A 14,672-nucleotide genomic window follows, 5' to 3' on the forward strand; every position below is an offset into this window, starting at 1 on the left:
AGCTTTGTGAATTTTTGTCTTTAAATGGCCTCTATGCGCTTCCGAAGCTCCAGCACTTTGCTGTCAATCTGCTCTATGGCATTGGCATATTCTTTCAGCTCCCGGCTGATATTTTTCGCCTCCCGGTTTTCTTTTTTGTACTGAAGCTGATAATCCAGCCCGGCCCAGTAATCCATGGCTCCGGTCCGAAGCTGCACCTCAATGCGAATCCACCGCACATCCTCCTGAAAGGACACCGGCACCTGGAAAATCAGATGCAGGCTGCGGTATCCGCTCTTTTTGGGATTCCGGATATAATCTTTCTTCTTTAAAAGACGCATATCCCGCTGGGCACAGAGCATTTCTCCAATCCGGTACAAATCGTCCGTATAGGTACAGACCGCCCGGACGCCCACCACATCGCTGACATGTTCCTCCATGGAGCGGACTGTTTCCGGCAGTCCCTTTTTCCTCAGTTTTGCGGCGATACTGTCATAGGATTTAATTCTGCTGGTATAGCTGTGTATCACTTTTCTGCCGCTGCGCATACTGAGTTCCGCATTTATCATCTGCAGTCTGGCATTCATAAGGCTGATGCCCCACTGACACTTTACAATGAAATCCTCCTGCTGTAAAAAATCTTTTAAATCCATGGTTTCCTCCAAACTGTGCTATAAGAATATCCGTCCGCCTCAATCTAAAACTTCCATCTTGCTCCGCAGGCCTTTTACAGGTCCCAGGAACATCTTTATTTCGAAAGGCAAAGGCTTTCACGTTATCTGTTATAACACAGCCGGACGGAAAATTCTGTCGGAATCCGGCGGAATTTCAGAAAAAAGATATTGCAATATGGGATAATCACACAAGGCACTTTACCGCTTTAAAATCAGAGATAATACTTTCGGCCTTGCCCCTTTTTCATATTTAAATCCCAGTGCATGTCTTATGATTTCCGGCAAATACAGTTTTTCTCCATTTCTTATGAGATACCCTGCCTGAATCATCAGTTTTTCTTCCATGGGAGTAAGCAAATCTTCTTCGGGATTTAAAGGCAGAATTTTCTTTTCCAGCGGGAAATCTTTCAGTTTTTCAAATATTGGTTTCAGCGTTTCATATTCCGTTTTAATCTCGTCGATTTTTTCTTCCGAACAGATTGACACCGCTTTGCGTATCTCTGCCGGCATGAGTATACGGTCTTCATAGGATGGATTTTTTACCTTTGAAGATGCAGCATTTTTCAGAAAGCGAATCATATCCCTTGCCTGCAGCTGACCATGGAAATCAGACAAAGCCGCCAGAATCCATCTGGAAGAGTAGGCTTCGTTGGAATTATTTTTCCCCAGTTTTAATCCCCAGAGTTTTTCCAGATGTCTGTCTATCACATCCCTTGTGGCATTTTCCACCGGAACAGACCCTTCATAAAAATTGTCCGTTGCCTGTCCCACCAGCCATACCGTCAGCTTTAAGGCCTCATCGGAAGACCATTTCAGTTCCACTTCCCCCTGGGACTGTTTAAACTGTTCGTAATTCACAGTAATTGCATTTTGCGCCATATCACTGCGTAAAAATATGATAATCCCCATATTTTTATATTTGACAGACAACAAATTGACAATATCCTGACCAAGAACCTGGACGGCTTCCTGTTGTATGGCATCCGAAGAAACGTTACGCAGAATATCTTCCAGACCGTCAATTAAAAATACAATTTTTTCTCCCTGTTTTTCAAGGGCCTGACTGACTTGCTCAAAGGAATTGTACGCTCCATTGACAGAAGCGGCAATCATCCGTTCCCAGAATATCATCCAATCCGTCTTATGTTCACTCTGCCTTTTTATCTTGCCGGAATTGTCCAAATACACGGATTCCGATACTTTTGCAAAAGAAAGATTCGCATTCAATTCATGGATACATTCCCGTAATATTTCCTTCATCTGCCCAATGCTTTTTGAAGCCACCACAGGCAGAATATATCCCCCTCTTCTCCTGACATTTTTTTCATTAATATCATCACAGAAAGCATACCACTGTTTTTTTTCTGCCAGCTGCCGATAGAGAAACGTTTTTCCGGAACCTTTTGCGCCTCTGATAACCACTGCCGGAATATGATTCTGATATCTGGCACATAAATTTTTAACAGATTTCGTCAGCAGCATCCTGGCTGCTCCATTTGCTTCAGCAGTAATCTGTCTGTCTGCAAAATGATAGATTTCATCCAGCATCGTTTCACGCTGCTTTTCTCCAAAATTATTTTTCTTTGTATTATTTACGCCGTAATATTGCTGAACAATATTTTCTATATTATAGTACATATCCCTGGATTTCAAACGTTCCAGTATCTGAGGAAGTTTCGTCAGATGAATCAGCTCGCTGGCAAAAGGAAGCTCAGTCACCAGGTTATCCAACAGCTGTTCATTCCCTGTATCCGCCTTAAAACAACGGATAAGTTCGGCAATAATTTCCTCTTTTTCCGATGAATTCAGGTCGGGAGGCACCATACTTAACAGAATTACGGGCAGGTTTGCATTTTCCTCTATTTCCAATCCCCTGGCAAGATACCCAAGGAGCTTTTTCGTACCTGTCACAGACTGATAAGAAGTGGAAGTTACAATATATTTTTTTACCCGCGGGTCAAAAAACAGCGGGGCCGAATATTCACTGATTCCGGCTCTCAAATCAACAAGTACTGCAACAGCACCGAGACGAAGTGCTATCTTGGAAATAACTTCCGCCAGAACATACCCTTTATTTTTTCCTCTTATTACAGAGCCCGGAGTTGCATATAAATCAAACAACTGTTCATCATAGCGAAATGTGGGCAAAAATATATGTTCTACTTCCCTCTGGTCCGCCTCTATGGTAACAGTCAGGCTTCCCATCTCCCGTACTGCCTCCTCCACCACAGGTTCCATATCATCCATATCCTGAATGAGTGTCAGTAAATCCAGATAACTGAAATCATTTTCCGTCCTTTCCCCCTGTATCCAGGTCAGTCCCGGAGCCTCCAAATCTGAATCAATGATAAGCAGCCTGCTTTTTTCATCGTTTTTGTGCACATTTGTCCAGGCCCTTGCAAATGCAAGCAGAGACAGTGTACGCCCAACACCGCCTTTATAAGAGTGGAACGCCACCACAGGGCAGCCCAGCTCTTTCAATGGACCGGAAGGATACGCCGACTCATTGTAAATCACTTTCTCAAATAAAGGCTTCGTCGTCTTTTTCCATACGTCATACTCCCGTTCAAAAGAAATCTGTATATACTCTCCTTCTCTGTCAAGGGTTATGGTACGGTCTCCAGGATTAATATTTCCCGGAAAAATATCTCCGAGTATACCCAGAATCCGATCGTCAGTAACATTCTCTTTTGCATATACCACCATTTCATCCGGATAAACTTCTATAAAATCTATCAGCCCTTCCCACTGGCTTCGCTTTTTCAGACAATAACGTTCCATATCCTTCCATGTATAAAATCTCATAAAATCAAATCTCCTCTTTTAACCACTCTGCAATCCCTTTCAATGTTTTCTCAAATTCATTTACAGAATCCATTTCTCCCTTGTCAGGCTCTATACAATACCTGCATATCTGATGGAAATTTTCCGCTGTCACCACTTCATGGTATTCTGTCTGAAAATCTTTAAACTCATAAACTTTCGCCCCTTTTACTGCTTTAAGCAATGACCTGAAATCATGAGTTCCAGGAACCTTCTCCAAATCTGTATCGGCCTGCGACTTCCTGTCAATTTTATTATCCTGCATAATCTTGCATTTTAATCCGCATTCAACACAATAACACAAAAGAAGCCTGCGGCTGATATCACTTCCTTTTTCCCAGTTATCATAAGAATGGGCATGTTTCTGAAATGCACGTTTGTAGTTTTTTCTGTCTGCTCGTGTTTTCGCCATTTTATCTCCTGATTTTTAAATTTACAACAATTATGCCATAATTTCTTTGCGGTATATATTTTTTCGCACTCAGGGCTCCTCCCAATTGCTTTCAGGGCTCTTTCCAACCGGCCTTCAGGTCCCCTCACAACCGGCCTTCAGGTCTCCTCCTCAAGGCAAACAATGGGCCCCCTCTTCAGGGCAAACGCCGGGCCCCTCCTCAGGGCACATTACACCACTTCCGGAACTTTACAATCAAGCTATTTACAAACCCCTTCGGTTTCTTTATAATATTGACAATACTGAAAATTATATTTTTCACATTACTGAAATAGCCAGATTGGAGATTCCCAAATGCTAACTTATTCTTTTTCTGATATTGGCACGGACAGCCTGTACGAATACTTGTATAAATGTATCAAAAACGATATTCTGAAAGGGGTGCTGGCTCCCGGCGGCCGCCTGCCCTCCAAGCGAAGTTTTGCCAGACACCTGAATGTGAGCACCATCACCATTGAAAATGCCTATGCACAGCTTCTGGCAGAGGGCTATATTTATTCCATTCCAAAAAAAGGTTATTATGCAGCGGATATTTCTGCCGGGCCGGTTCCCGCGTCTCAGAATCCCCCGTCGAGACCTCTGCCGGAACAACAGGAAGATACATATTTTGCAGACTTTACCAGCAGTCAGACTCATCCGGACACCTTTCCTTTTTCCATATGGGCAAAACTCCTTCGTGAAGTCATCGGAAGTTACAGCGCAGAGCTGATGAAAAACCCTCCCGGCAGCGGCATCTTTCCGCTGCGGCAGGCCATCGCCGCTCATTTAAAAGATTTTCGCGGCATGTCCGTACGTCCGGAACAGATTATTGTGGGGGCCGGAACGGAATATCTCTACGGACTGCTGATTCAGCTTCTGGGCCATGAAAAAATCTACGGCGTGGAGGAACCTGGCTATCAGAAAATTTCTTCCATATACAGAAGCAACCAGGTCACCTGCCGCCATATTCCCATGGATGGGCAGGGTATCTGCATACATGCTCTGGAAGAACTGGAAGCAGATATTGTACATATTTCCCCTTCTCATCATTTCCCCACGGGAATAGTCACTCCTGTGGGCCGCAGATATGAGCTTCTGGGCTGGGCCGCCGGTTCTGATTCCAGATATATTATTGAAGACGACTATGACTGCGAATTCCGTTTTATGGGAAAACCCATTCCTTCCCTCCAGAGCATTGATGTAATGGAAAAAGTCATCTACATGAACACTTTTTCCAAAACCCTGGCTTCCACCATCCGAATCAGCTATATGGTACTGCCGGAACATCTGATGGAGCGGTTCCGCACCACCATGGGATTTTATTCCTGTACCGTGTCCACTTTTGAGCAGTACACCCTGACCCGCTTTCTGCAGGACGGACATTTTGAGCGTCATATCAACCGTATGCGGAATTTTTATCACGGCCAGCGTGATCTGCTTTTAAAGGGCTTAAAAAACAGCCCCATCTCCTCCCATATCACCATTATGGAAGAAGACGCAGGGCTGCATTTTCTGATGTATGTAGATACCTCTGTTTCAGATGAAACCATTCTCCGGCGGGCAAAATCTCTGGGACTGGGCATGGCTTCCCTGTCCCGGTATTATTTTCAGAAATCTCCTTCTGTGGAGCATACCTTCATTATGAACTACTCTGCCATTCAGCCGGAACACATGGCAGAAGCTATTTCCCGGCTCTGTCAGGTATTTGCAGACTGTGAATAAATAAACCGCTCCGCAGCTTCGGCTCAAACCAGGTGGATTTTGGCGGCATCAAAAGGCCTGCGTCCGCTACTGCAAACAATTCCTGAATGGATGTGGGGAACATGGCAAAAGCTGCCGCACAATCGGTTCCACACCGTTCTTCCAGTCCTTCCAGTCCCCGGATTCCTCCCACAAAATCAATCCGGTTATCGGTCTTCGGGTCTTTAATTCCAAGAACGGGAGCCAGAAGACGGTTCTGCAGTACCGACACATCCAGCCCTTCCACCGGGTCGTCCGGAATATCCTCCGGTTTCATGGTACACCCATACCAGTTTCCTCCCAGATACATGGAAAAACTGCCTTTTTTCTCCGGTTTTACTCCATTGGCCCCAATCTTTTCCACCTGGAAAATCTCTGATACCTTTTCCAGGAATTCTTCCTCGTCCAGCCCGTTCAGGTCTTTTACCACCCGGTTATAATCCATAATCATAAGCTGCTCATCGGGAAACAGCACCGACAGGAAATAATTAAATTCCTCTTCTCCGGTATAGTCCGGATGTTCTTTTCTTCGCATCTGTCCCACCCGTACTGCTGAAGCCGCCCGGTGATGTCCGTCTGCAATATAGATTTCTCCAATCCCCGCAAAGGCTTTTTCCACCGTGTCAATCTGGCTCTCCTGAGAAATCACCCACACCTGATGGCGGATTCCGTCTTCCGCGGTAAAGTCATACAGGGCTTCTTCCTTTTTTACTTCCTCCACCACTTCGTTTATGACGGAACTGGAGCGGTAGGCCAGAAAAATGGGCCCGGTCTGGGCATTGCAGATACTCACATGATTAATTCTGTCTTTTTCCTTCTCCGCTCTGGTATTTTCATGCTTCTTTATCACGCCTTTTTCATAGTCGTCAATGGAAGCGCAGGCTGTAATCCCGGTCTGGCTTCTGCCGTTCATGGTCAGCTCGTATATGTAGTAACATCTTTTTTCTTCTGTTACAAAGGAACCGTCCCTGACCATCTCCCACAGGGTATCGTGGGCTTTCTGATATACTGCCGCATCGTAAGTATCTACATCATCTCCAAGCTGAGTTTCCGCCCGGTCTATTTTCAGAAAACTTTCCGGATGTTTTGACACTTCTTCCTTCGCTTCTTTCCGATTGTACACATCATAAGGAAGGGCCGCAATTTTCTCCGCTTTTTCCCTGGCCGGTCTGATTGCGCAAAAAGGTCTGATTACTGCCATCTGTATTTCCTCTCTTTCTCTCCTATACGCCGTTTCTGACACAAATATCACTGACACAACATGCTTCGCAGCGGGGGCTGGTTCTGGCGGTGCACACGTCCCTGCCGTGATACACCAGTCTGTGGCAGAAATCACTGCCTTCCTCCGGCGGTATCAGCTTCCACAATGCCATCTCCACTTTTTTCGGTTCTCTGATATTATCCACCAGTCCCATTCGGTTGACCAGACGGATACAGTGGGTATCTGTCACAATGGCAGGCTTCCCGAATACGTCTCCCATAATCAGGTTGGCGCTTTTTCTGCCCACGCCGGGCAGTTTCAGTAATTCATCAAAATCATCGGGAACTCTGCCTTCGTATTTTTCCTGAAGCATTTTCATACAGCCGCTGATGTCTCTGGCTTTGCTGCGGCCCAGGCCGCAGGGCCTGACAATGGCCTCTATATCTTCCACCGGGGCTTCGGCCAGCGACGCCACATCCGGATATTTTGCATAGAGATCCTGTACCACCACATTTACCCTTGCGTCCGTGCACTGGGCTGCCAGCCGGACACTGACCAGCAGTTTCCAGGCCTGATTATAATCCAGGGTGCAGCCTGCGTCCGGATATTCCTGTTTCAGTCTTTCAATAAGTTCCAGTGCCAGTTCTTCTTTTGTCATTTCCATTTTCTCCTGCGGAAATACATCCTTTGTCCGAACCCCCGCCAGCCTGCTGCAAGGTCTCTGATTTTTGCGGCAAATTCTTTTTAATCCATCTCATACTCCAGAATAGCTCCTGTAGACGCATTTACCTTGCCGCTGTATTCTTTTCCGTCCGCATAAAATTTAATTTCATACTCTGTCACACCGTCGTCCTGTTCCAGATCCACTTTGGTGTAAGTCACCTGCTCCGGCGTGAATCCTGCATGGCTCAGCACCGCCTCTTTTGCTTCTTCCACGGAAATAATTCCCTGTCCCTGCAGGTTTTCCGGAAGTTTTTCCACCGGTTCCTGAGAACTGCCCAGAACAGCTCCGTCTTCCGCATTGATTTCATATTCATATTTTGTGCCGCCGGCCACGAATTCGATTTCATATTCTGTCACACCGTCGTCATAGTCCAGTTCTTCTTTGATAACCGTGGCCTCCTCCCCGGTCACTCCGGCGTGTTTCAAAGCAGCTTCTCTTGCTTCTTCCGGGCTGAGCTTCGGCTGATTCACCGTCCCTGCCTGATTTCCGCTCTGAGCTGTCTGGCCTGCTGTCTGCCGGTCTGCGGGCGTCTGACTGTTCTCCTGCTGTCCGCTGTCTGTCTGCCGGTCTGCAGGCGTCTGACTGTCCTTCTGCTGTCCGTTGTCTGTCTGCCGGTCTGCAGGCGTCTGACTGTCCGTTGTCTGTCTGCTGTCTGTCTGAGTGTCCTCCTGCTGCGCAGACGTGTTTTCCTGCTGAGGGGTATCTTTCTGTATATTCTGATTTCCGCAACCTGCCGCCAGAACCATGGCCAGTATCAGGCAAATTCCCGTTCTGCGAAATATTTCGCTTTTGTGACGCGTCCGTTTCTTCATAATTTTCTTTCCTTTCTGTGGATTTTGCAGGAACGGTTTAAACGTTACAACTGCCTTTCTATTATACAAAAAAATCCTGTCTGGTAAAGAGAAATTATTCCGGACAGGATTATTATTTTTATTCGTTTTATGATTTTATCAGTCTTCCTCATTCAGCCTCATTCAGCAAAGCATTGATATTCATTACCGGCAAAATAACCGGTTCAAATCCCGGCTGTGAAGTTAAAAGCATCAGCTGACTTCTCAGACAGGGAAAAAAATGGCAACCGTATTATTCTCCAGTACCTTTTTTCCAGGGACAGATTCTTCAGAAACAGAAAAAATTCCCGAAATCTGTGCCTTTATATCATATGAAAATCGTTCAAAACTTAATTTATCAATGAGCGTTTTTTTTAAGTAAGAATACTTCTCGCTTCACTTATTTTCCTCATAAGATTACCTCTTTACGCCACATTCAGCATCAGAGAAACACCAGCTCCATAAGTCGAATAGCTGCGGCATTCCTTCAGACTGATACTTTCCTGTTTTAAACCAACGTAATCTGCCGTATCAAAAATATCTTTTACCGGCATTTTATTTCCTTCGGAATCCTCATAAAACAGACCTCCTTTTCCAGGTTCTGTTTCATTAATTTCCAGGCCTTATAATGCAGCCAGTTCTTCCATGGTCTGTTTTCTCATACTATCCACTCCTTTTCAACCAGATTCTTTTTCACAATGTATTCGTTGCTGCTGACGCATATGTATTTTTCCTGAAAAGACAGCCCTGTATACTTCCTTCCGGGAATATTTTCCGCATATGGCGGATTATCCTTCTGAAATGTTTTTGAAACAACTTCAATTCCTTTTTCTTCTTTAAATAAATCCAGAAAAGCCGAATCCTCCACATCTGTTTCAACTGCGATGGTTCTCATTTCTTCACTGTGCGCCAACATGTCCAGATTATCAACAGCAGTATCCACATCTGCAAAAAAATAAAGTTGCGCCTGAACCTTACTGTAACGTATGGTTCATCTTCCCCAGAATCACCCGCAGCAGTTCCCCGGTCTTTTCCTCACTCTCTCTGAGGGCAAAAGGCACCTTTAATATTTCCATTGGAATACAGTCCGAAGTCCCGTCCGCTCCCAGATTAATATCATACCGCACCTCCATGGTTTCCGGTTCCTCATTCCGATGAAGGGGATAGATAAGAAACAGCTTCCCGGCGCCCCGTCTGGCGGCATAAACAGCCATCTGTTTCACATCGTTATCGCTTACCTTTAATTTCCGGTTTTCCTTCACTTTCCGGAACCGGTCAATTTCCTTGTATTTGGCGTCCACCACCACAGTTCCGTACTCTGATTCCAGCAAAATGTCTTCCCGCAGACGGAACACATCTCCCAGATTTTCTCCGTCCACCACAAGGCTGGCCAGATACTGGTCTCCGGTCTGCGTCCGCACCCTGGCAGTTTCCTGGAACATTTCCTTTATAAATCCGCTTAAGAACCCTTCAAAAAGCATCTCCGCCGGAAACAGAAAACAAAAGGTATCCGCCATTCCCGTCCGGCAGGAAGCAGTCTGATTCAACAGAAACATCCTGCTCATGCTCAGAATCATCCGGTAGTCCGAACGCAGAAGATTCAGATGCACTCCGTCGCAGTCGGCAGGGCGGCACATCCGGCTGGCCACATCCCCCAGCTTCATCAGAATATTTCGAAGTATCTGTTTCGTCCCTTCCTGACAGGTAAGGTTCAGCAGGTACTGACAGGTACACTTTATAATCCGGTTCATCTGATTGTCAAACACAAATCCGGCACAGGTATAATCCAGGTAATGGGGATATCCGGAAGCATAATTCCGGGCATAGGTATTAAAATTAATTCTTCCTTTAATAATCGTTCCCTTTTCTCTGATTTCTTCATACTGGTAATACCGCTGCCAGTCCACCGCCGCTTTTACATAATGGGCATAGACGGTAATAAACAGCTCCAGCAGATTTTCCGCATGGCACAACTGACTCTTTACAGAGAGAAAGGGGAAATGCAGCCTGTCGCAATAGCCAAGCCAGTAAACCAGATTCTTTATCAAATCTTCCGGCGTCAGGTCTGCCCCGTCAAAATCATCCTCGTCTTCCTTAAAGATTTTGGGGAAAATATTGAGCTGTCCGCCCCGAAAGAGAATCGTGCCCACGTAATTTTGCAGCTTAATTCCGTTTTTCCTGTCAAAATCTATAAACTGCTGCCGGCCCGCCACCTGCCCGTCTCTGTAAAAAACTGCCCGCTGCCGCCAGTCTTCCTGTAAAAACTGTTCCAGCTCCGCCAGGGCGCCAGCTTCCTGCCAGGATTCAGGAAGACGCTCTGTTCTCAGCTTCATAAATTCAAAACCATTCGTCATTGGCTAACCTTCTCTTTTACCCGAATCCGCCTGTTCCCTGTATCATCCACCTCAAAACTGCTGCCGGAGATACACTCCAGGGCCTTTTTCACTTTGGCTTCTTCATCATAAAAATATTCATACAGCAGGGGAATGATGTTCCGGTTCATAACCGTTCCCAGCTCTTTTTCCTGTTTTCCGATAAAATAAGAATGTCCCACCAGCAAATCTGTACTCCGAAGCTCCTGCCGGAGATATTGGTTCAGCCTGACCAGTACATTCCGAAGCCCGGTATCCTCAATCAGCTCCGGCCTGGGCGCCAGCTCCACAAAATCAAATCTCCGACGCAATGCGGCGTCAATCAGGGAAATCGACTTATCCGCCGAATTCATGGTTCCAATCACATAAAGGTTATTGGGAATTGCAAACAGCTCTCCCAGAGGCAGCGTAACCGCAATCTGATTCTGTTCTCCCCAGCGCTTGTCCTCCTCCAGAAGCGTAATCAGTTCTCCGAAAATTCTGGAAATATTTCCCCGATTAATCTCGTCAATGATTATCACATAGCTGTTCTCATCATCCTTTCGGGCAGTATCTGCCATCTTCTTGAAAATGCCGTCTGCCACCTGAAATGACACCGTCTCGTCGGAGAGTCCGGGCCGAATCCCCTGTATAAATTCCTCATACCCGTAACTCTGGTGAAACGTAGTAAACACAATCCGGCCGGACGCCCGGTACCTTTCATACGCTTCCATCTGCCGGTTCCGCTCCTGATAAGACGCCGGCCCTTCTGAAACAGCTCTGTTTTCCAGAATGGCAAGGGCATATTCCACCGTGGCATAGGTTTTGCCCGTACCCGGCGCTCCATACAGAATCTGGTTCAGAGGATGCAGCTTCTGTCGTCTTGGTTTCCGGGCTTCCAGCCTGCGCTCAGACGAATCAGGCGAAGATTCCCTGTAATCCGGCTTCTGCTCCGGCATATGTCCGGCGCTGTCATACAGATTTCTCGCTTCCATAATCTTCCTCAGTCTGGCGTCAATCTGTTCGTCAATCATTCGTTCCGCTTCCCCGGCCATATGCTCACCTCTCATTTATAATTTTTTCCGCAAGTTCCCGATATTCCCCGTTCAACGTAAGTCTCAAATCCAGATGATTCCCTTCTTCCAGAAGAAATCCTCCATATGCAAAATTACCGGGCACATAGATGTGAGACAGTTTGTTTTCCACAATGGCCCCAGCTCCGAAAGATAACTTTCCTGCCCGGTATTCTTCTATCAGACGTCCCAGCTCTTCCTCCTGCCCCACATCGTCGTCTCTGCGGATTACCGTGTTCAGCAGATACCATTCCCAGTAATCCAGATATTCATATTCTTCCAATGCCTTCAGGGTGGCTTTTAAGGGGTGCAGCATTCCTTTTTCACAGGTATAGGAAATCAGCGTTTTCTGATAACAGAGACGGTAAATTTCCTGAAGCACTCCCATCTGCTGCCGGTGGGCCTCCGTCAGACATTGGCTCATAAGCTGTTCCATTTCCAGCAATTCCAACAGAAGGCGTCCGTCCTCTGTATAAATCTGCTCCCTGTCCGGAATTTCAGAGGATTTCAGCACACCCTTTTTCAGTATGCCGAATTCCTCCATCATCCGCTTAATAGTCCGTATCTGGCCCGGCTTTGTGCCCAGCTCCTCTGCCATATACTCCTGCAGAGACCTCCAGCTTCGTCCGCCGGACTTCTCCGTATCATTCAGAATTCCGGTAATTTCCAGAATCTGCCGGTGGAGCTTTTCCGATATTTTTCTTCCTTCGTACTTCCATCCCCTCAGTTCCATGGGTTCCCAGCCCTTCTCCCGGAAATAAAATCCGGATTATACTTCTGTCCTTTGCTGTTTCAATACAGCAGCACATTTTTATTCCTTTTCTTCCATCACGCTCATGTAGGCAGGACGGATAATCTTATTCATTCCAATCAGCTCCTCCATCCGGTGAGCGCTCCAGCCCACGATTCTGGCAATGGCAAATATAGCGGTATACAGCTCTCTGGGAATGCCCAGCATATCATAAACAAACCCGCTGTAAAAGTCCACATTGGGGCTTACACCCTTGAAAATATGGCGTTTCTGTGCAATCAGTCTTGGAGCCAGTTCCTCAATGCTGTTATAAAGCAGCATATCTTCCTCCCTTGCTTTGGCCGATGCCAGTTTCTCCACATATTTCTTAAATACCTGTTCTCTTGGGTCAGACAGGGAATACACCGCATGGCCCATTCCATAAATCAGTCCCTTACCGTCAAAGGCCTCTCCCTCCAGAATTTTACTTAAATACGCTTCGATTTCTTCTTTGTCATGAACATCCCGGATATGGTCCCGGATATTTTCCATCATTTCCATTACCTTGATATTGGCTCCGCCATGTTTGGGCCCTTTCAGGGAAGACATAGCCGCCGCAATGGAAGAATATGTATCGGAACCGGAGGAAGTCACCACTCTCGTGGTAAAGGTGGAATTATTTCCGCCGCCATGCTCCATATGCAGAAGCAGCGCCACATCCAGTACCTTGGCTTCCAGCTTGCTGTACTGCTTATCCGGCCGCAGCATAAGCAGCAGATTCTCCGCTGTGGAAAGCTCCGGCTCCGGCCGGTGTATGTACATGCTGTCATCATTTTCATAATGGTTGTAGGCATGATATCCATACACAGCCAGCATGGGGAAAATACTAATCAGCTCAATACACTGACGCAGACTGTTGCTGATGACTTCCGGAGAATCCATCTGACTGTCATAGGAAGCCAGTGTCAGAATACTTCTGGTCATGGAATTCATAATGTCCTTGGTAGGCGCTTTCATAATGACATCTCTGGTAAAATTGGTGGGAAGAGTCCTGCACCGGGCCATAATTCCGCAGAATTCCTTCAGTTCTTCCTCGCCCGGCATCTCTCCGAACAGCAAAAGATACGCTGTTTTTTCAAATCCAAATCCGTCGTCACCCATGCGCTTCACCAGATTCTGCACATTGTAGCCACGGTACCACAACTGTCCGTCACAGGGAGTTTTCACCCCGTCCACTTCCTGAAAAGATGTAATTTTGGAAATGGTGGTAAGACCTGTGAGCACTCCTTTTCCATTCATATCCCGCAGTCCCCGGTTTACTCCGTACTCCTCAAATAATTTATCTGAAATACTGTCGTTTTTCCTGCAGACTGTTTCCTGTTTTATGGCGTAATTCATCAATTCGTTTTCATTTCGCATATTGTACCTCCTTCGGCTGCAAAGGGCATTTTTCATATTCCGGCTGACCTTCCCGGATACCTGGAGCAATACCTTCTTCTCTTCCTCCGTCACTCCGTTCAGAATGATGTCATACATCTGTCTGCGCAGCTCTGTCACCCGGTCTGCTATTCCGGCTGCCTGCTCCGTCAGCATCAGATGCCTGCATCGGCGGTCTGCCTGGTCCGGAACCGCATAGATGAGCTGCTGTTTCGCCATACGGTCCACAGACTGGGAAATATGCCCTTTGTTAAATAAATTGAGACTGCTGATATCTTTTGATGTGTTGTGTTCCCCGGATTTGTAGAGAAAATACAGAATGTCAATATCAATTTTCCGCAGGTTATATTCTGCCCGCAATGCTTCGATTCTCCGGTTATATAATGTCTGAAACTGGGTCCCCTGCAGAAGACCCTCAAGCATCCAGTCCATGCTTCTTACCTCATAGTTTAATTTTAAACTAAATATATCACGTATTTCCGGGGAAATCAAGTTTAATTTTCGTTGAGTAACCCATTCTGCAACATTTGCTGTCCGGCAGATGAAAAACATCTGAAGCCTTTTACTCTTCTCTTCGATTCCAGCATACGGTAAATACCAGAACCAGCCCCGATTACCACTGCTCCCACAAAAGATGTTTTCTCCCGGTATTTCCGGAAAATCCTTTCGCTCATCACAGC

14 protein-coding genes and 1 pseudogene are annotated in these 14,672 nt (G+C 46.3%); 1 reads left to right on the top strand and 14 read right to left on the bottom strand.

Annotation, left to right across the window (positions count from 1 at the left end; genetic code table 11):
* Positions 1–20: 20 nt before the first annotated feature.
* The 3 genes from VSQ32_14955 to VSQ32_14965 all read right to left on the bottom strand — a co-directional run bounded on the left by VSQ32_14955 (position 21) and on the right by VSQ32_14965 (position 3,888).
* Entirely contained in the window at positions 21–632 is a 612-nt protein-coding gene (locus VSQ32_14955) for a GTP pyrophosphokinase (GenBank protein MEH2944125.1), read from the bottom strand.
* 219 nt (positions 633–851) lie between these two features.
* Entirely contained in the window at positions 852–3,458 is a 2,607-nt protein-coding gene (locus VSQ32_14960) for a hypothetical protein (protein ID MEH2944126.1), read from the bottom strand.
* A gap of 4 nt (positions 3,459–3,462) precedes the next feature.
* Positions 3,463–3,888 carry a hypothetical protein gene (locus VSQ32_14965; protein ID MEH2944127.1) on the bottom strand — a complete coding sequence of 142 codons (426 nt, stop codon included), beginning with the start codon at positions 3,886–3,888 and terminating at the stop codon, positions 3,463–3,465.
* A 333-nt stretch (positions 3,889–4,221) separates the two neighbouring features.
* Here VSQ32_14965 and VSQ32_14970 point away from each other — a divergent pair, with 333 nt between their 5' ends.
* Positions 4,222–5,628, top strand: coding sequence for a PLP-dependent aminotransferase family protein (locus VSQ32_14970; protein ID MEH2944128.1), 1,407 nt, complete (start codon positions 4,222–4,224; stop codon positions 5,626–5,628).
* Here the strand turns inward: VSQ32_14970 and VSQ32_14975 are convergent.
* The 11 genes and pseudogenes from VSQ32_14975 to VSQ32_15025 all read right to left on the bottom strand — a co-directional run bounded on the left by VSQ32_14975 (position 5,588) and on the right by VSQ32_15025 (position 14,666).
* Positions 5,588–6,847 (bottom strand): DUF1015 family protein, encoded by a 1,260-nt coding sequence (locus tag VSQ32_14975; protein ID MEH2944129.1) that lies wholly within the window; start codon positions 6,845–6,847, stop codon positions 5,588–5,590. The genes VSQ32_14970 and VSQ32_14975 overlap by 41 nt on opposite strands.
* A 22-nt stretch (positions 6,848–6,869) precedes the next feature.
* Complete coding sequence (gene nth, locus VSQ32_14980) at positions 6,870–7,505, bottom strand: endonuclease III (GenBank protein ID MEH2944130.1); 636 nt, start codon at positions 7,503–7,505, stop codon at positions 6,870–6,872.
* Positions 7,506–7,591: 86 nt separating this feature from the next.
* Positions 7,592–8,383 (bottom strand): PepSY domain-containing protein, encoded by a 792-nt coding sequence (locus tag VSQ32_14985; protein MEH2944131.1) that lies wholly within the window; start codon positions 8,381–8,383, stop codon positions 7,592–7,594.
* A gap of 443 nt (positions 8,384–8,826) precedes the next feature.
* Complete coding sequence (locus VSQ32_14990; GenBank protein ID MEH2944132.1) at positions 8,827–8,955, bottom strand: hypothetical protein; 129 nt, start codon at positions 8,953–8,955, stop codon at positions 8,827–8,829.
* Positions 8,956–9,059: 104 nt separating this feature from the next.
* On the bottom strand, positions 9,060–9,317 hold the full coding sequence (locus VSQ32_14995; protein ID MEH2944133.1) for a hypothetical protein: 258 nt from the start codon (positions 9,315–9,317) through the stop codon (positions 9,060–9,062).
* 58 nt (positions 9,318–9,375) lie between these two features.
* Complete coding sequence (locus tag VSQ32_15000) at positions 9,376–10,755, bottom strand: hypothetical protein (GenBank protein ID MEH2944134.1); 1,380 nt, start codon at positions 10,753–10,755, stop codon at positions 9,376–9,378.
* Positions 10,752–11,822: an AAA family ATPase gene (locus VSQ32_15005; protein MEH2944135.1), complete on the bottom strand. Its 1,071-nt coding sequence runs from the start codon at positions 11,820–11,822 to the stop codon at positions 10,752–10,754. The genes VSQ32_15000 and VSQ32_15005 overlap by 4 nt, the downstream gene beginning before the upstream one ends.
* A complete protein-coding gene (locus VSQ32_15010; GenBank protein ID MEH2944136.1) occupies positions 11,812–12,558 on the bottom strand; it encodes a hypothetical protein in 747 nt (248 codons plus the stop codon). Before VSQ32_15010 ends, VSQ32_15005 begins: the two co-directional genes overlap by 11 nt.
* Before the next feature lie 78 nt (positions 12,559–12,636).
* A complete protein-coding gene (locus VSQ32_15015) occupies positions 12,637–13,974 on the bottom strand; it encodes a citrate/2-methylcitrate synthase (protein MEH2944137.1) in 1,338 nt (445 codons plus the stop codon).
* A 171-nt stretch (positions 13,975–14,145) separates the two neighbouring features.
* Positions 14,146–14,544: pseudogene (locus tag VSQ32_15020) on the bottom strand (helix-turn-helix domain-containing protein).
* Entirely contained in the window at positions 14,487–14,666 is a 180-nt protein-coding gene (locus tag VSQ32_15025; GenBank protein ID MEH2944138.1) for a hypothetical protein, read from the bottom strand. The pseudogene VSQ32_15020 and the gene VSQ32_15025 overlap by 58 nt, the downstream one beginning before the upstream one ends.
* Positions 14,667–14,672 lie beyond the last annotated feature (6 nt).

Source organism: Lachnospiraceae bacterium JLR.KK002 (assembly GCA_036941025.1).
Taxonomy (GTDB): Bacteria; Bacillota; Clostridia; order Lachnospirales; family Lachnospiraceae; genus Petralouisia.